The organism is Alteromonas sp. ALT199, from assembly GCF_018619335.1.
GTDB lineage: Bacteria > Pseudomonadota > Gammaproteobacteria > Enterobacterales > Alteromonadaceae > Alteromonas.
The window spans coordinates 123,185-140,609 of record NZ_JAHHDX010000093.1 but is presented as its reverse complement, the minus strand read 5'-3'; the positions used below and the strand labels follow the sequence as shown (position 1 = coordinate 140,609).

Below are 17,425 nucleotides of genomic sequence, written 5' to 3'. Positions count from 1 at the left end.
CTTTTAAATAAGGGGCGCAGACATGTGGGCTAAAATCCGAACGAAGTGAGCAGCCCACATGTTTGCGTCCCAGCCCGCGAAGCGGGCGAACTTGATTTTTTTGTTATGTGCCAACATAGCCACTGAGACCAATGAGTTCAAAAAGAGTTTTCTCTAGAGTTTCTAGTTCTTGCTCCCGATCAAATCCTTTGCAACCATGATAGTGATGCACTGTTTTTATATTGCCTGCAAATTGTAAAGATAACACTGTGCTTGGATGATCGGTCCATTCTTCTCTACAAGGGCTTTCTTCCCCTTCTCCGGTCCATCCATAGTCATCGCGGAATTTATAAAAGCTGTTCTCATCGAGAAGACGCAGAATTCTTTGAAAAAGTTCAGGATTGTCGGGAAGTCGATATGTCCCCTCTAATTCAGTATGAGCATCCCCGCTATAAACAATTACTCCATCAGAGAAGACGTTAACTCTATAAGCCGGGCATGTGCCAAAACAAGCAGTAGTTTCCATACTAAAAACATCTACTGGACTAGGATTAGCCAGCAATCCAGTAGATATAAAGGACAATAAAAAAATAACGTATTTCATAGTTTCATCCTTGGCACATAACAATTTAGTGTACGGAAAAAATCCTTTATGCAAGGTGGATAAAGTCCGTATATCACATTTATAATTTTATCACTTTCGCACGTAAATACACTTTCATCAATAACCTGCACTTAGTATCTGAAAATACTGTACTCAAGTACGGAATCTTTCCTTTTTATTTTACGGTCACGTCAAAAAACGTAATTCTGTATTTATTTACAGTAATTAAAATCAAAAATATGAAATCAATGTTCATGCAAATGGTGATAGAGCATATGCACAACCGTCGCTATGCGAAGCGTTCGATAGAACTCTATAGTAAATGGATCATTAGCTTTATTCGCTTTAACGACAATAAGCACCCTTCTGAGATGGGAGACAAAGAAGTTGAAGTGTTTCTGTCTCACTTAGTTAACGCTAAGAATGTAGCTCCGGCCACTCAGGCTAGCGCGCTAAATGCGTTGGCATTTTTATATCGCGATATACTTGAGCGCCCACTTTCATGCGAACTCAATTTTGTTTCAAGTCGCAGGCAAGCCAAGCTTCCGGTTGTATTAACGCAGGAAGAGGTCGTTTCTCTTTTCGAGCAAATCCCTGCTAACTTAAAACTGCCCGTGTCATTACTCTATGGCAGTGGTCTGCGGCTAATGGAAGCGGTGAGGCTGAGAGTTAAAGATATTGACTTTGACTACAACGCTATCCGCATTTGGGATGGAAAAGGTGGTAAGCATCGCATAGTAACGTTGGCGGCAGAACTGAAGCCGGGTCTTACACGTCAAATCGCTATGGTAGAAAACTTTTTGGCGGCTGACTTACAAAATCCAAAATACGCGGGCGTCTATTTGCCCCATAGAATGCGTATCAAATACAAAAACGCCCCTAGAGAACTAGGTTGGCATTATTTATTTCCCTCTTCTAGGTTGTCTGTCGATCCAGAAGACAAAAAAGTACGTCGGCATCATATTGATGAGTCGAGTATACAAAAAGCGATACGAAATACTGCCAAAGCCTGCGACATTAAAAAGAAAGTTACGCCTCATACACTCCGCCACTCTTTTGCAACGCACTTGCTGCAATCAGGGGCTGATATTAGAACGGTGCAAACACAGTTAGGTCATTCAGACGTGAAAACTACTCAAATTTATACTCACGTACTTCAGCAAGGGGCGCAGGGCGTGGTAAGTCCTTTATCTCGCGTATTGAAGTAACTTGTACAGCAAATTACAGCCAACAAAAAAGGGCCCGAAGGCCCTTTTAAAACTTTAGAGATCTAAGCTCTTATCTAAACGCTTATACGCGCTCAAATACAGTAGCAATACCTTGGCCTAAACCAATACACATTGTTGCTAAGCCTAGGCTTACGTCTTGTGATTCCATTAGGTTGATAAGCGTACCTGAGATACGTGAACCAGAACAACCCAGCGGATGGCCTAGTGCAATCGCACCACCGTTAAGGTTAATCTTAGTATCTAGATGGTCCATCCAACCTAGTTGCTTAATGCACGATAGTGCTTGTGCCGCGAACGCTTCGTTAAACTCGGCAAGTTCAATGTCGTCCATAGTAAGGCCAGCACGCTTAAGGGCTTTTTGTGTTGCTGGCACTGGGCCATAACCCATAATTGCCGCATCACAACCAGCCACTGCCATTGCGCGAATTTTCGCACGGGGCGTTAAGCCAAGCTCTTTCGCACGGTCTGCCGACATAAGCAGCATACCAGATGCTCCGTCAGACAGCGCAGAAGAGGTACCTGCTGTAACGGTACCGTTAACTGGGTCGAATACTGGGCGAAGCGCCGCCATGCTCTCAGCTGTGCTTTCTGGGCGTACTACTTCATCGTGGTCAATTAGCTTTAATACGCCGTTTGCATCGTGACCTTCAATAGGCACAATCTCGTTAGCCCAGCGGCCTTCAAGGTGTGCTTTGTGCGCTAGCTGGTGCGAACGCGCGCCAAATGCATCTTGTTGTTCACGAGTAATGCCGTTTTGACGGCCAAGTAGCTCGGCAGTCATACCCATCATACCCGACGCTTTCGCCGTGTACTTAGCAAGGCCTGGGTGGAAGTCGATGTTGTAGTTCATCGGTACGTGACCCATGTGCTCAACACCACCAATCATGTAAATGTCACCACGGCCGCTCATGATGCCGCTTGTTGCATCATGAAGGGCTTGCATTGATGAGCCACATAAACGGTTTACCGTTACCGCGCCAGTTGTGCGTGGAATTTGTGTTAGTAGCTGCGCGTTACGTGCAACGTTGAAGCCTTGTTCTTTAGTTTGCTGAACACAGCCCCAAATGATGTCTTCAATTTCCGCTGGGTTTACGCCAGGGTTACGCTCTAGTAGCGCGGTCATTAGCGCTGCAGAAAGATCTTCTGCACGCACATTTCTGAAAACACCGTTCTTTGAACGACCCATAGGGGTACGTACGCAATCGATTACGACCACTTCTTTCATTAGTTTTTCCTCCGGGTCTTATGCGAAATAGGATTTACCAGCAGCGGCCATTTCACGAACGCCATCTGAAATCTGGTAAATTGGACCAAGTTCAGCGTACTTGTCTGCCATAGCAACAAAGTTCGCCAAGCCAATGGTTTCAATCCAACGGAAAATACCACCGCGGAATGGAGGGAAACCTAAGCCGTAAAGTAGCGCCATATCTGCTTCAGCTGCGCTATCTACAATGCCTTCTTCTAGGCAGCGAATTGCTTCGTTTGCCATAGGGATCATAAGGCGTGCAATAATGTCGTCAGCTTCAAAGTCAGTCTTCTCAGCTACGTGTGGCGCCATTAGTGCGTATGCTTCTTCAGCAGGTGTTTTCTTAGGCTTACCGCGCTTATCAACACCGTAGTTGTAGAAACCTTTACCGTTCTTCTGACCTAAACGCTCTTCTTTGTAGAAAAGTGTTACAGGGTCGTTGTCTAGGCGAGCCATACGCTCTGGAATACCCGCTGCCATTACGTCTGCTGCGTGATCGCCAGTGTCGATACCAACAACATCCATCAGGTAAGCAGGACCCATAGGCCAGCCGAAGATTTTTTCCATCACTTTATCAACAGCAACAAAGTCTGCGCCGTCAATAAGTAGCTTACTGAAGCCCGCAAAGTATGGGAACAATACGCGGTTTACCAAGAACCCTGGGCAGTCGTTAACCACAATTGGGGTTTTGCCCATTTTAAGTGTAGCGGCTACTACTGCATTGATGGTTTCTTCTGACGTTTTTTCGCCACGAATAATTTCAACAAGCGGCATGCGGTGCACTGGGTTAAAGAAGTGCATACCACAGAAGCGCTCTGGCTTGTCTAGGCTTTCAGCTAGCTGGTTGATAGAGATAGTAGAGGTGTTTGAACAGATGATAGCGTCGTCTGCTACATTGTCTTCTACTTCCTTAAGTACAATACCTTTTACTTTCGGGTTTTCTACCACCGCTTCAATAACAAGGTCTGCATCTTTAAGTGTGCTGTACTCAAGGGTAGGGGTAATCGCGTTAAGTGTTTGCGCCATTTTAGTCGCATCAACTTTACCGCGCTTCATACCTTTACCAAGAATTTTGGCTGCTTCTGAAAGGCCAAGGTCTAGTGCACCTTGGTTAATGTCTTTCATGACTACCGGTGTGCCTTTCACAGCGCTTTGGTATGCAATACCGCCGCCCATGATGCCTGCACCTAGTACAGCGTTAAGCGTAGATTGCTTGGTTGCCGCTTTCGCTTGCTTCTTACCTTTGCTCTTAACTAGCTGGTCGGCAAGGAAGATTCCAATTTGCGCTTTCGCAGCATCGGTTTTCGCAAGCGCTACAAAGCCTTCGTTTTCAAGCTTAAGTGCGCCGTCGCGATCTAGTACAGAGGCTTTTTGAACAGTCTCAACCATTTTGTGAGGAGCTGGGTAGTGTTTGCCAGCTTGTGCAAATACCATCGCTTGAGCAGTACTGAAGCTCATCATAGCTTCGTTTTTGTTTAGCTGTAGTGGGGCTTTCTTAACCGCACGACGTGCTTGCCAGTCAAATTTACCGTCAACAGCGTCTTTCACCATTGAAAGTGCGCCTTCAACTAGCGTTTCTGGTGCTACCACTGCGTCAACCGCACCTTCAGCTAGGGCTTTCGCGCCTTTTCTGTCGCGGCCGGTAGTCATCCACTCAAGGGCATTGTCTGCACCAATAAGGCGAGGTAGACGAACCGTACCACCAAAACCAGGCATTAGGCCTAGCTTAACTTCTGGCAAACCAATAGATGCTGTGGTGTCTGCAATACGCATGTCACATGCCAATGCCATTTCACAGCCACCGCCTAGAGCGAAGCCGTTTACTGCAGCGATGGTAGGGAATGGTAGGTCTTCGAAGCGGTCGAATACTTGTGATGTATTGGCAACCCACTGTAGTACTTCAGCGTCGTCCATGGCGAATAGGCCGGTGAACTCGGTGATATCAGCACCTACAATAAACGTTGATTTTGCACTGCGTACTACTAAGCCTTTAACATCGCCTTTAGCAAGTAGGGCTTGGGTTGCTTCGTCAAGTTCGCTCACCGTTTGGCGGTCGAACTTGTTTACTGAACCTTCGGCGTCGAATACCAGCTCAGCAAAGCCGTCATCTAACAGGCTGACGGAAAGACTCTTGCCTGTGTATATCATTATCATCTCCTTCGGCATTGGCCAGGATGTTAGTGAAGTAATCCAACTAATTTGTAGGGTCGTATGAATTCACTAACGCGTTAGGGTGGCTAGATTCTTTACAAAACCACACAAAATTTCAACAAAAAATCAAACAAGCGTTTCAATTTCTCTAAGGTAGTGGTCCGATGACTTAAATTCAAGTCTAATTATCGAATTCTAGCTTCATTTCGGCATTGGTGGTTGTATAATGAGCGTTATTGGCGAAAAGCGCCAATCCAGCAAAAGAATAATCTACAATCACGTCAACTATGTGTGTAAAGCATAGCTAACGACAGCTGGCACAACATCTTCTTTGGCACGGAGCCAGACTGAAATTTTCCCTTTGTTTATAGAACAAATGTAGTGGGTCAGTCGTAATGCTGCTTTATCAGCAACATTTTACAATCAGCTCGATTAGGCTAATTTTCCGGCTTTCATAGGTCATTCGAGTGTAGAGCAGGGTAGGAGTTCTATTGTGTCTGTTTTTTATTTTTATTCGTGGTTAGGTCAGCGCTCGCTGACAAAAAACACTAAATTGTCCGCCACCCTTGTGGGGGCATTACTTTGCTCGTTTTCCTCACTTTTATCTCTTGATGCAAGGGCAGCACAGCCGTTAACGCTACCTATTGATATTTTCGAAGAAGATCGCACTCGCTACCTGGAAGTAGAAAAAAAGCTGTTAACCTACTCAAAACGCAGTGTTCAACGCCTTGATAACGACATTTATGAATTAGCGCAATATCCACTTTATCCGTACCTGTTACGGCTTAAACTTGAACGCACCATGTCAATCAGAACAAAGCGCGAAGTTAAGCAGTTTTTGAAGGATTTTAATGGCCAGCCGGTAAGTTACGGTGTGCGTTACAAATGGTTGAACTATCTCGCTAAGAACGATTATCGCAGCACATTTTTAGATAGCTATCGCTCAGGCATGGGAGCCAGGCTCACGTGTATTGCCCTTAACTATCGATTGAAAGAAGGTGAGAGCGAGCAAGAAATTTTGCGAGAGGTAGACGCGCTTTGGCTGCATGGACAGTCGCAACCTGATGAGTGCGATCCGCTTTTTGCGAAATGGAAAAAAGCGGGCATGATGACACCAGAAATGGTGATCAAGCGCATAGAAATTGCGGCAAAAGAAGATAACCGAAGTATTATCTCTTATCTTAAGCGCCAACTTCCCAGCGATAAGCAATACCTTGCAGACGCATGGTTATCGGTAACGCGCGACACCAGCCGCGTTAATACAACGTCGCTCTTTCCATTAAAAAACATATCGCACGAAGCTGAGGTGATGGTATGGGCGGTAGAAAAACTTGCGTGGCGAAACCCTGATTTAGCGGGCAAGGTATTTAATCGCTATAAATCTAAGCAAGTATTCACGCAAGCCCAGCAACACGTTATGCGTCGAGCGATTGCGCTTAGCTACACGTTAGATCGCCTTCCTCAAGCCCATCACTGGCTAGAACTTGCCGATGTTAGCGGTGCCAGTGAAGATATAAAACTGTGGCATATTTCCCATTTGCTACGCACAAAAAAATGGAAGGAAGTGGTTAGTGTTATTGATAGCGCCTCCGCTAGCCTGCAACAAGAGGAAAACTATCGATACTGGAAAGCCCGTGCCTTAGAAGCGCTCGGTCAAACTATGCAGGCTACTGTGCTTTATAAAGAACTCGCGCAAGAGCGTCACTATTACGGGTTTATGGCAAGTGCGCACATAGGCGAAATTCCGTCGCTCGCACACACGCCAGCGCCAAGAAACACGGCAGCTATTGCTAGTGTGGCGAAAACCCCTGCCACCATGCGCGCTGTAGAATTTTTCCGGTTAGACAGAACCACAGAAGCGCGCAGAGAGTGGTATTACTTGCTTTCCCACTTGCCTGAGTCGAAGGTGACCGATGCGGGCATACTCGCTTATGAGTGGGGGCTGTACGACCAAGCAATTACCAGTTTCGCGAGAAGCGGCTATTGGGACGATGTCGAACGCCGATTTCCACTAGCGTTTAGCGATGTATTTAGCGAAAAATCGCAGGCATACAGTATATCGAAGTCGCTTGCGATGGCTATTGCTCGTCGTGAAAGCTCGTTTAGAAGCGATGCTATCTCTCCGGTTGGGGCAGCAGGTTTGATGCAGCTTATGCCAGGAACAGCGCGCTACGTGGCAAAAGAAAAAGTAAGTAGAAACAAGCTGTTCAAAGTCGACGACAACGTGGACTATGGCGTGCAGTACCTACGTTATTTAATGGACAAGCTCAATAACAACCCAGTGCTGGTATCTGCATCGTACAATGCCGGTTGGCGCAAAGTGCTGGAGTGGTTGCCTGCTAATGAAGCGTTACCGGTTGATATCTGGATTGAGAATATCCCTTATAAAGAAACCCGCGCTTACGTAAAAGCGGTAATGGCTTATCAGCATATTTACGATCAGCAGCTAGGCGGAAACGAGAATATATTCCCTCAACTTACCCGCGATATGATCCCATCTGCAGATGCGGTAAGTACACATCCGGTAACAGGAACACTTCAACTAGCGCCACATTAGCTACATAGAGTTAGGCGTATGCAGATACGCCTTCAACTACGTCTTTGGCGGCGAGAATTGGCGACTTAACGTAAACGATAGCGTAGCGGTCTGAGCCAGTATGCATGACATACTGGCCTCGTGATACACTAGTAGCTAATGTGTTCCACCTAACGATTAAAAAGATAAGAGGGGCTATGTCGCAACATCAAGCAACCTACCAACAGCATATCGAAGAGCTTCAAGCTCGTACCCGCGAAGCATTACAGCGAGAAGGGCTAGACGGACTAGTGATTCACTCGGGGCAGGGCAAGCGCCTTTTTCTAGACGATAATCACTACCCGTTTAAGGTAAACCCGCAGTTCAAAGCATGGGTGCCAGTTATTGATAACCCTAACTGTTGGCTGGTGGTGAACGGTGTAGACAAGCCTACGCTTATTTTCTATCGTCCCGAAGACTTCTGGCATAAAGTGCCGCCAGAGCCAAATGATTTCTGGACTGACAGCTTCGACATTAAATTGCTTCAACAGGCCGATGCAGTAGAGAAGTTCCTGCCTTATGACAAAAGCCGTTTTGCTTATGTAGGCGAATACATAGAAGTCGCTAAAGCGCTAGGCTTTGATAACGTAAACCCAGACCGTGTATTGCATTATTTGCACTATCAGCGTGCTTATAAAACCGATTACGAGCTAGATTGCATGCGCGAAGCAAACAAGCTAGCGGTAGCAGGACATAAAGCGGCTGAGCAAGCCTTCCGTGAAGGCAAAAGCGAGTTTGATATTAACCTTGCCTATGCAGCGGCAAGCCGACAAGGTGATAACGAAGTACCTTATACCAGTATTGTGGCACTCAACGAGCACGCTTCAATTCTTCACTACATGCAGTGCGACACGGTGGCGCCGAAAGAGTCACGCTCATTTTTGATTGATGCGGGGGCGAATTATCATGGTTACGCGGCGGATATTACCCGTACTTACGCCCAAAACTCGGTTCAAAACGCATCGATGTTTCGCGACCTCATTCAAGCGGTAGACAAGGTAACGCTGACGTTGGTGGATTCGTTGAAGCCTGGCGTAGCTTATACCGATATACATTTGTTAGCCCACGACGGCATTGCACAAATTCTTCACGATACCGGCATGGTGAATTTAACGCCGCCAGAAATCGTAGAAATGGGCATTACTCGCACCTTCTTCCCGCACGGTATTGGCCACTTCTTGGGCCTTCAGGTGCACGACGTAGGTGGTCTTGTAAACGACGATCGCGGTACGCCTAAGCCTGCGCCTGATGACCATCCGTTCTTGCGCTGTACGCGAATGGTTGAAGCCCGTCAGGTGTTTACTATTGAACCTGGCTTGTACTTCATTGAAAGCCTGCTTCGTGACCTGAAAGCGACGCCTGCGTCTAAGTACATCAACTGGGATACTATTGATGCATACAAGCCGTTTGGCGGCATTCGTATTGAAGATAATATTATTGTGCATCGCGATAAGAACGAAAATATGACCCGAGATTTAGATTTAAATTAATCGGGCTTCTTTGAGCATAGCTAACCGCAAGCTCAAACTATTTTCATAAATGAAAAGAGCAGCGTTAGGCTGCTCTTTTTTATTGAGCGCGTAGAAAAAGGTTTATACCAATCCGTACAGATAATTGCCCACTCAGAAGGCGCTGGCAAGCTTCATAGCGAAGCGTGGGAATGCAGGAATGGCTGTCCCCTTTCAAATTCCCAGAATGAAGCTAGGATGCTTGCCAAACCTTCCCGAAGGGCGAGTTTAAAATGTACGTACTCTTTGTTGTGTCACCTTGATGTAGAACCACTATACCTCGGTAACACGCCGCGATTACGAACATTTTAAATCTCGCTGAGTGGGTAATGATCTATACGGACTGGTATTATTTGTAAACCAATGGTGCTGTGTGCAGTAATTAATAAATAGACGTGCACAGACAAAAGCGAGAAAGGAGTCTTTATGTCACAAGGCGATATTGTAGGTTTATTGGTAATGGCAACGGTAGCTGGCCTTGCTATGCCCGCGGGCGCTATCTTAGCAACGTACCAAGGTATTCAACCTAAGTGGTTAGAAAAAGAGTTACGCCATGGCATTTTAGCACTTGGGGCGGGGGCGCTTATTTCGGCGGTAGGTCTTGTGCTTGTACCAGAAGGCATAAAAGACGTATCGGTATTTGCTGCCATATCTTGTTTTATTGGTGGTGCCTTAGCGTTCATGTCTCTTGATATCTATTTAGCGAAAAAGAAAACCGCTGGCAGTCAGTTAGCGGCAATGCTAAGTGACTTTGTACCTGAGTCTATCGCTCTTGGTACTACGGCAGCATTAGGCGGCGGTACCATGCTGTTGGGGCTGTTAATCGCAGTTCAAAACTTACCTGAAGGCTTTAACGCCTACAGAGAGATGCTGCCCAAAAACAAACAGCGTAGCAATAAACTCATTGTAATCTTTATTTTAATGGCGTTACTCGGGCCGTTGTTCAGTTTGCTAGGCTTTTACTATTTAGCCCAGTTCCCAGTGGTCATGAGTGGGATTATGCTCTTCGCTGCTGGTGGTATTCTTTATTCAGTGTTTCAGGATATTGCCCCGCAAATTCGTATGGAAAACCACTGGTTGCCACCCCTTGGAGGCATACTTGGCTTCTTAGTAGGCCTAGTAGGTTTCATGCTTGAAGGCTAGCTTGTTAAACATACGCTTAGCCTAAACGTCTGTTTTCATGTTGAGTTAACGCACAGAAAGTTTTCTACTGAAATGGTTTGTCAGAGTGTCGAAAACCTCCTGTAAATCGATAAGTTTGAAGCCTAGGTTGTTAATGCTATCCAGGTTTCACCCACAAAAAAGGCGTGTTGGTTATAACACGCCTTCTCATACCATTTATTGGTAATTAGCTCGTACGCTCAATTGAAATATGCGCCAGCGCAATGAGCGCCTCTTTGTATTCAGAATCTTCTATAGCGTTTAGGCTATCAATGGCCATTTGCACTTCTTTTTGGGCACATTCTCGTGTGTAGTCCAAAGCGCCGGTTTCTTTCATAATACCTTGAATTCGCGTTAAATGTGGTAGGCCGTTGCTTTGTTCAATAGCTTCTTGAATAAGTGCCTTATCGTCGTCATTCTTAGCGTGCCACATAGCGTAAAGTAACGGCAGAGTAGGTTTACCTTCTGCTAAGTCGTCACCGGCATTTTTACCCATTTCTTCGCTGTCAGCCATGTAGTCAAGGATATCGTCAGCAAGCTGAAAGGCAGTGCCTAGGTGCTTACCGTATTCTTGCATGGCGTGTTCGATGTCTTCGTCTTTATCGGTCAAAACAGCAGCCAACTGTGTAGCAGCTTCAAACAGGCGAGCCGTTTTACCGTAGATAACATCAAAGTAACGCGCTTCGGTCGTGCTGGCATCGTTACAATTCATCAACTGCAATACTTCGCCTTCAGCAATTTGGTTTGTGGCTTCCGACAGTATTTCCATAACGCGCATGCGCTTAAGGCTTACCATCATTTGAAAAGAGCGGGTGTAAAGAAAGTCACCTACTAATACCGAAGCCTGATTACCGAAGATAGCATTAGCAGTCTCTCGACCTCTGCGCATGGTCGACTCGTCAACCACATCGTCGTGCAACAGGGTCGCGGTGTGAATGAATTCTACAATGGCTGCAAGGGTGTGATGGTCGTTGTTACCTATGCCCATTGCCCGCGCACTTAACACGGTAAGTAGGGGGCGCAAGCGTTTGCCGCCACTGTTTACAATATAAAAGCCAAGCTGATTAATAAGGGCAACATCAGAATCGACTTGTTGTTGGATCAGCTGGTTAACCGCCTGCATATCATCATTAGATAGGGCGCGGATTTGATCTATATCCATAGGCATGGCAATAAATACTTACTCTTACGTCTTGTGCAATGGTTGCTGGCGATTGTACCTTAATCATCTGTACTATCCACCAAATTGTCTTAAAAAATGACGGCTTAACGTATTTATGTGTAATTTCTTAAATACGCTTAAACTCGTCGTAGAAGTTGCGAAAAAGCATTTTTCATTACAATTTCTTTATTTCATGCAATATTGAATTCAAAACAGCATTTATTTTCCACGGTGTACGTTTACACGAGACTTGCCATTAATACTTCCGCATACAATTACTTGTAATTATAGGCACTCTTAATTGTTTTTCCTTTCAAAGGGCGATTTTTTTACATTTTACGTTGTGATAGTAAAACGCCGCACTGGAAACTAAATCGAGCGATTAAGCCAGCGTTTTAGCCGAGTAATTGAAGCGAGGGTTTAGATACGTTAATCCATGGATCCCGCATCAAGCCTTTTTGGTGAAGTAACGATCTGAACTGGCGATCACATAGATAATCGAAAAGTAAAACTATGAAGAGTAGTGACTATGTCCTCACAGCAATTAAGGCCATAGTTTATTTTGAAAGAAATGATCTTTTGCTCTTTATCTGATAGCACCGTTCTATTCGTGATCTAATTTATGCGATCGCTAATGGCCTCTTTGAGATCTTTAAAGGCTTGTATGATTTCTCTGTAGTCTTGCTCGCATTTTTCACCAATATTCTGTAGAAATCGCCCAAGTTTTGATTGCTAGCGATCCTACTTTTTTGCTGATTTATCGAATTAATTTGTGATTTTTTATTAGTTTTTGAGCATTTGAAGCTGCATCAAATAAGCAATTGGGGCATAATTCGCCCCATGTTGGAAAAATAATCATTTTTTCTGCGAATCGGGCTTGTGATTTACGGATGTTTCACGTACAATTCGCGCCCTGTTTTTTGAATTGAAGCGTCAGTGGACGCAGAGCGGAGTTAACTATGTACGCGGTTTTCCAAAGTGGCGGTAAACAACACCGTGTGGCCGAAGGCCAAACCGTTCGTCTTGAAAAAATCGAAGTAGCCCCAGGCGAAACGGTTGAATTTGACAAAGTTTTAATGGTAAGCAACGGTGACGACGTAAAAATCGGCACACCTAACGTTGCTGGTGGTAAGGTGACTGCTGAGGTTGTTACACACGGTCGTGGCGATAAAGTAAAAATCGTTAAGTTCCGTCGTCGTAAGCACTCTCGTAAGCAAGCGGGTCACCGTCAGTGGTTCACAGAAGTGAAAATCACTGGTATCAACGCATAATAGGAGCACGAACACATGGCACACAAAAAAGCTGGTGGTAGTACCAAAAACGGTCGTGATTCAGAGAGTAAACGCCTAGGTGTTAAGCGCTTTGGTGGCGAATCTGTTCTTGCTGGTAACATCATTGTTCGTCAACGTGGTACTCGTTTCCACGCTGGTGACAACATGGGTATCGGCAAAGACCACACGTTGTTTGCACTAAAAGACGGTAAAGTTCAGTTCGATGTCAAAGGACCGAAGAACCGTAAATTTGTAAGCATCGTAGCTGAGTAAGCGCGAAAGCTTCTCGCCGAACAGGCTTAGAAAAACCCCGCGCAAGCGGGGTTTTTTGTTTTGTGAAACCTTTCTTTCTTTTACTGTTCTTATTTGTAGCGTTTAAATTCTAGAACGAATTAGCGCTAGACAAGGTTTTACTTCTCGTTTTTTAGAATGCTGAGCAGACACAAAAGCGTCAATGTGCAATTTGGTGTAAACTTAGTATTCGCATTAAAAAGTTAATAACCCACGGCATTACAGCCCGGAGTGATAAATGAAATTTGTAGATGAAGCTGAAATTCGCGTTGAAGCCGGTGACGGCGGCAACGGTACCATTGGCTTTAGAAGGGAAAAATACGTACCTAAAGGTGGCCCGGATGGCGGCGACGGTGGTGACGGCGGCAGTGTATTCCTACAAGCCGATGAAAACCTAAATACATTGATCGATTATCGCTTCGAGCGCTTTCATCGCGCCGAGCGTGGTCAGAACGGCCAGGGTAGCAATTGTATCGGTAAGAAAGGTCAAGATCTTACCGTGATGGTACCCGTGGGTACACGTGCCACTGATAGCGACACGGGCGAAGTATTAGGTGACTTAACCCGTCATGGTCAAAAGCTTAAGGTGGCACAAGGCGGTTTTCACGGTTTAGGTAATGCTCGCTTTAAAAGCAGTACTAACCGCGCACCACGTCAAAAGACCAATGGTACGCCAGGTGAAATTCGCAATCTTAAGCTAGAGCTTATGCTTCTAGCTGATGTGGGCTTACTTGGTATGCCTAACGCAGGTAAATCAACCTTCATCCGCTCTGTATCGGCGGCTAAGCCTAAAGTGGCTGACTACCCGTTTACTACACTTGTGCCTAATTTAGGTGTTGTTCGCCAAGACTCACAGCGTAGCTTTGTTGTCGCTGACATTCCTGGTTTGATTGAAGGTGCAGCCGATGGTGCGGGTTTAGGTATACGCTTCTTAAAACACCTTGAGCGCTGCCGTATCTTGCTTCACGTGGTAGATATTTTCCCTGTTGATGAAACCGATCCTGCAGAGCACGCGAAATCTATTATTGAAGAGCTTGAAAAATACAGCCCTAAGTTAGCAGAAAAGCCTCGCTGGTTGGTATTTAACAAAGTAGATTTGTTGCTTGAAGAAGAAGCCGAAGAGCGCTGCCAACACGTTATTGATGCGTTGGAGTGGGATGGTCCTGTTTATCAGATCTCTGCGTTCCAAAAGATCAATCTAGATCCACTCTGTAACGATGTTATGGACTTCATTGAAACCCTTCCAACAGAAATGGAAGAGGAAGAAGAGAAGAAAGAAGTCGAATTTAAGTGGGATACATACCACAAGAATACCCTTGAAGCGCATGATGAGTTTGAAGATGACCTAGGTGACGATCTTGACGACGATGATTGGGACGAAGACGACTACGACGTGGAAGTTGAGTATCGTCGCTGAGAAACAGTCGCTGAGAAACAGTCGTTGAGAAACAATCGCTGAAATAGCATTCTTAGAACAAATGGAGAGCTCGCACAGTTGTTAAGGCAACGTGCGAGCTTTTTTAATAGTGATGTCGTCTCGCTAATCTAAGCTAATTTTGGAGACCTACTCACTGGTATGATAGATAACTTTCCCCAGTAATTGAGCACGAGTAAACTCACCCATGGCTTCTCGGCTTACAGAGTGGACCTTGTTATCGCCCGTTAACGTAAACGTACCGTTGGGGTTAACATCGTCTAGCCGTTTGATAATTACGCCGTAAGTGCTGCTTTTTACAACCACAATTTGCCCGCTACGCAGCCACCTAAAAGGCCACTTCATTGCACAGACAAAGTCACCGTCGTTTAGCGAAGGCAACATACTGCTCCCCGTAACCCGCAGAATTTTAAACATTCACAGGTCGGGATAAACTACTTCTTCAGAAGGTGGATAAGGGCAGATTGCCTTTTTAGTTACCACTTCTTTGGTTTTCCAGAATCGCTCAGCAAACTCATTGACAAGTGATAACAGTTCTTCAGCTTTTTCTCTACTGACGTGCTGTTTACACCCAGATCCGGCAAGCATAATTTTATGCACAAGTTCATTAGTGTCGGGAAACTTTTCAAACTGAGGGGCTTTAAAGTAATCACCCCATATTACCCTGATTTCTTGCTTCACTTTCTCTGCATGGGTTTCTTTTTCTGCGACTAAGCGGCTCATTTGTGCTTGATCTGCGAACGTAAGTGTCTCTTTTTCAGAGAGTTCGTTGAGCAGGTCCACAAAGCGAATAACGCTTAACGCCGCAAGCTGCGCTGAAAATGGGTCGTATATTTTGCAGGGAATATCACAGTGAGCACTAGCAGTATTAAATGGGGTAGCTTTATCAATCTTTGAAAGTAACTGGTGAAACATAGTGAATAATCTCTTACTTAGTTGAATGCTTTTTTGAGTTTATATATTTATACGCTGCAAACCCGCACGCAGCTGCACAACCAACAATAGAGGCGTAGAATAGTGCGTGTACAACACCGCTTGTCCAATGCTCGTGGTCATGTCCGGTGTGTGCAAGTACTCCCGAGCTGAAGATCGCTGCACAAATTGCAATAGCTGATTGTTTGAAGTTAACTTTCATATATTCTCCTAATTGTATTTAGGCTAGTGAACGGGCTTTCTTGTAATCTCGTTTTGTTGGTCATGAGAGTCGAAAAAAGCTAAATGTTGAGGGTATTTTTTTAACAAAAGAAGCTTTTGCTGCCTTGCAATATTTGAAAAGCGGAGTACATCAATGTTTTGTGAAAAACGCTGTTCTATATCAGCGATAATTGCTTCAACTTGTGTAATTAGTGAGTAAGCAAGCCGAATAGCAACCACTTCTTCTTTAGGTAAATGGAGAAAAAGATAAGTATCAGAAAGATTGTGGAAACTCGAAACTAATGCCGAAAGCGAGCGGTAATTAGATGGTGCTCGAACTATTAATTTTTTTGAAAGTGAAATTGCTTGATAATAAGCACCAATTGACGCAAATACTTGACCTTTCTGATAGCTTTTATTCGCTCCAATAATAACTTTTTCCCAAACTTCAAATATTGTTTCAAAGCTTTTTTCCTGCTTCACTTCAGAAGTATGTGTCTTTGAATGATAAGAAAAGTCCATAATATTGCCTTTTCCTATACAGCAAAACGCAGTGAAACATTGCTGTCTATGATGTTGTTCGAGGCGCTGATAACAGTATGTGCTCTGTCAACAATAGCATTTCGCTGGTGAGGCAGTTTAAGATGAAAATAGGTATCTTCAAGCAAACTGGTCAGGTGCATGATTTTAGTCGTCATCGCGCTGTTTTCGCCACCGTCAACTTCAAGCAATATGACGGCGATATCAAATGCACAACCAAGATAAGGGATTGCTTCACTTAACTGACCACTTTGCATAAGCATGGTGCCTTGCATTTCGTCTCGTGCCATTACGTGTAACGCTTGCTCTGGGTTGTTATAAACCCAATCTGCATGTTTAGGGCATAGATAGTTTATTTGCATAATAGCGACCTCCTGTATACACACTAGAACAGATAAAATAATAGTGCAAATGATAATTGTTATTATTTGTATGTAATGGTGGGTACGTGTCGACCCATTACACATTTGGTCTTCGATATTGATATACTGCTGTGGTCAAACAATTCAAAACGGCTTTTAAGGTAATGAAATGAAAATAGCGATGATTGCTGCTATGGCAAAAGACAGAATTATTGGCGCAGACAATGATATGCCGTGGCATTTACCCGCTGACTTGAAGCATTTTAAAGCTATTACTTTGGGCAAGGCGGTTATCATGGGGCGAAAAACCTATGAATCAATCGGTAGAGCGCTTCCTGGTAGGCCAAATATTGTCATTACCAGTAATGCTGACTACAGCTTATCTGACGCTACAGTGGTCGACTCGCCGGAATCAGCATTTGAGGTAGCAAAAGTGCTAAGCAATGAAAGCGGCGAAAATGACGAGGTAATGATTATTGGTGGTGGCACTATCTATCAGTCATTCTTAGATAAAGCGGAAACCTTGTATCTCACACATATTGACCTTTCCGTTAAGGGAGATACCCAGTTCCCAGATTACGAGGCAGCAGCAAGCTGGTCTGAAGTATCGCGAGAAGCGCATAGCGCCGATGAAAAGAATGCGCATGCTTATACCTTCGTAACGCTTGTGAGAAACTAAAGATCTAGTAAAGAGTTTCTAGGTTACTTCGAATTTAAAACAAAAAAATGCCAGTGTTGAAACACTTTTTTAAGAGCGTATCAACACTGGCATTTTAG

17 protein-coding genes are annotated in these 17,425 nt (G+C 44.8%); 8 read left to right on the top strand and 9 right to left on the bottom strand.

Going from position 1 to position 17,425, the window contains the following annotated elements:
• Window positions 1–103 precede the first annotated feature (103 nt).
• Window positions 104–583, bottom strand: coding sequence for a DUF6438 domain-containing protein (locus KL866_RS10785; protein WP_211072234.1), 480 nt, complete (start codon window positions 581–583; stop codon window positions 104–106).
• Window positions 584–822: 239 nt separating this feature from the next.
• Here KL866_RS10785 and KL866_RS10780 point away from each other — a divergent pair, with 239 nt between their 5' ends.
• On the top strand, window positions 823–1,791 hold the full coding sequence (locus tag KL866_RS10780; protein WP_025256659.1) for an integron integrase: 969 nt from the start codon (window positions 823–825) through the stop codon (window positions 1,789–1,791).
• Between the two features lie 82 nt (window positions 1,792–1,873).
• On the opposite strand, the gene fadA is transcribed toward KL866_RS10780, so the two are convergent.
• Together fadA and fadB are read right to left on the bottom strand one after the other, a co-directional pair.
• Window positions 1,874–3,037 (bottom strand): acetyl-CoA C-acyltransferase FadA, encoded by a 1,164-nt coding sequence (fadA, locus tag KL866_RS10775; protein ID WP_025256658.1) that lies wholly within the window; start codon window positions 3,035–3,037, stop codon window positions 1,874–1,876.
• Window positions 3,038–3,055: 18 nt separating this feature from the next.
• Window positions 3,056–5,206, bottom strand: a complete 2,151-nt coding sequence (fadB, locus tag KL866_RS10770; RefSeq protein WP_214994981.1) for a fatty acid oxidation complex subunit alpha FadB — start codon at window positions 5,204–5,206, stop codon at window positions 3,056–3,058.
• A gap of 496 nt (window positions 5,207–5,702) precedes the next feature.
• Between fadB and KL866_RS10765 the strand changes: the two genes are divergently transcribed.
• The 3 genes from KL866_RS10765 (at window position 5,703) to KL866_RS10755 (ending at window position 10,435) form a co-directional block, all read left to right on the top strand.
• On the top strand, window positions 5,703–7,766 hold the full coding sequence (locus tag KL866_RS10765; RefSeq protein WP_025256656.1) for a transglycosylase SLT domain-containing protein: 2,064 nt from the start codon (window positions 5,703–5,705) through the stop codon (window positions 7,764–7,766).
• A gap of 176 nt (window positions 7,767–7,942) precedes the next feature.
• Window positions 7,943–9,274: a Xaa-Pro dipeptidase gene (pepQ, locus tag KL866_RS10760; protein ID WP_025256655.1), complete on the top strand. Its 1,332-nt coding sequence runs from the start codon at window positions 7,943–7,945 to the stop codon at window positions 9,272–9,274.
• A 444-nt stretch (window positions 9,275–9,718) separates the two neighbouring features.
• Window positions 9,719–10,435: a ZIP family metal transporter gene (locus KL866_RS10755; RefSeq protein ID WP_025256654.1), complete on the top strand. Its 717-nt coding sequence runs from the start codon at window positions 9,719–9,721 to the stop codon at window positions 10,433–10,435.
• Between the two features lie 205 nt (window positions 10,436–10,640).
• Here the strand turns inward: KL866_RS10755 and ispB are convergent, their stop codons facing one another.
• Window positions 10,641–11,615 (bottom strand): octaprenyl diphosphate synthase, encoded by a 975-nt coding sequence (gene ispB / locus KL866_RS10750; RefSeq protein WP_214994979.1) that lies wholly within the window; start codon window positions 11,613–11,615, stop codon window positions 10,641–10,643.
• Window positions 11,616–12,574: 959 nt separating this feature from the next.
• Here ispB and rplU point away from each other — a divergent pair.
• From rplU to cgtA, 3 genes are all read left to right on the top strand, one after another.
• Window positions 12,575–12,886 carry a 50S ribosomal protein L21 gene (rplU, locus tag KL866_RS10745; RefSeq protein WP_025256652.1) on the top strand — a complete coding sequence of 104 codons (312 nt, stop codon included), beginning with the start codon at window positions 12,575–12,577 and terminating at the stop codon, window positions 12,884–12,886.
• A gap of 15 nt (window positions 12,887–12,901) precedes the next feature.
• Entirely contained in the window at window positions 12,902–13,159 is a 258-nt protein-coding gene (gene rpmA / locus KL866_RS10740) for a 50S ribosomal protein L27 (RefSeq protein WP_012517170.1), read from the top strand.
• 256 nt (window positions 13,160–13,415) lie between these two features.
• Complete coding sequence (gene cgtA, locus KL866_RS10735) at window positions 13,416–14,594, top strand: Obg family GTPase CgtA (protein ID WP_025256651.1); 1,179 nt, start codon at window positions 13,416–13,418, stop codon at window positions 14,592–14,594.
• Window positions 14,595–14,741: 147 nt separating this feature from the next.
• On the opposite strand, the gene KL866_RS10730 is transcribed toward cgtA, so the two are convergent.
• From KL866_RS10730 to KL866_RS10710, 5 genes are read right to left on the bottom strand one after another with little or no spacing between them, the layout of a single operon-like run.
• Window positions 14,742–15,029, bottom strand: coding sequence for a S24 family peptidase (locus KL866_RS10730; protein ID WP_025256650.1), 288 nt, complete (start codon window positions 15,027–15,029; stop codon window positions 14,742–14,744).
• Entirely contained in the window at window positions 15,030–15,527 is a 498-nt protein-coding gene (gene sodN, locus KL866_RS10725) for a superoxide dismutase, Ni (protein WP_025256649.1), read from the bottom strand.
• Between the two features lie 13 nt (window positions 15,528–15,540).
• On the bottom strand, window positions 15,541–15,747 hold the full coding sequence (locus KL866_RS10720; RefSeq protein ID WP_025256648.1) for a hypothetical protein: 207 nt from the start codon (window positions 15,745–15,747) through the stop codon (window positions 15,541–15,543).
• A 23-nt stretch (window positions 15,748–15,770) separates the two neighbouring features.
• A complete protein-coding gene (locus tag KL866_RS10715; RefSeq protein ID WP_025256647.1) occupies window positions 15,771–16,268 on the bottom strand; it encodes a hypothetical protein in 498 nt (165 codons plus the stop codon).
• Between the two features lie 14 nt (window positions 16,269–16,282).
• Complete coding sequence (locus KL866_RS10710; RefSeq protein ID WP_025256646.1) at window positions 16,283–16,648, bottom strand: hypothetical protein; 366 nt, start codon at window positions 16,646–16,648, stop codon at window positions 16,283–16,285.
• 181 nt (window positions 16,649–16,829) lie between these two features.
• Between KL866_RS10710 and folA the strand changes: the two genes are divergently transcribed.
• The gene (gene folA, locus KL866_RS10705) at window positions 16,830–17,327 is read left to right on the top strand and encodes a type 3 dihydrofolate reductase (RefSeq protein WP_034325690.1); all 498 of its coding nucleotides are present in this window, start codon (window positions 16,830–16,832) and stop codon (window positions 17,325–17,327) included.
• Window positions 17,328–17,425 lie beyond the last annotated feature (98 nt).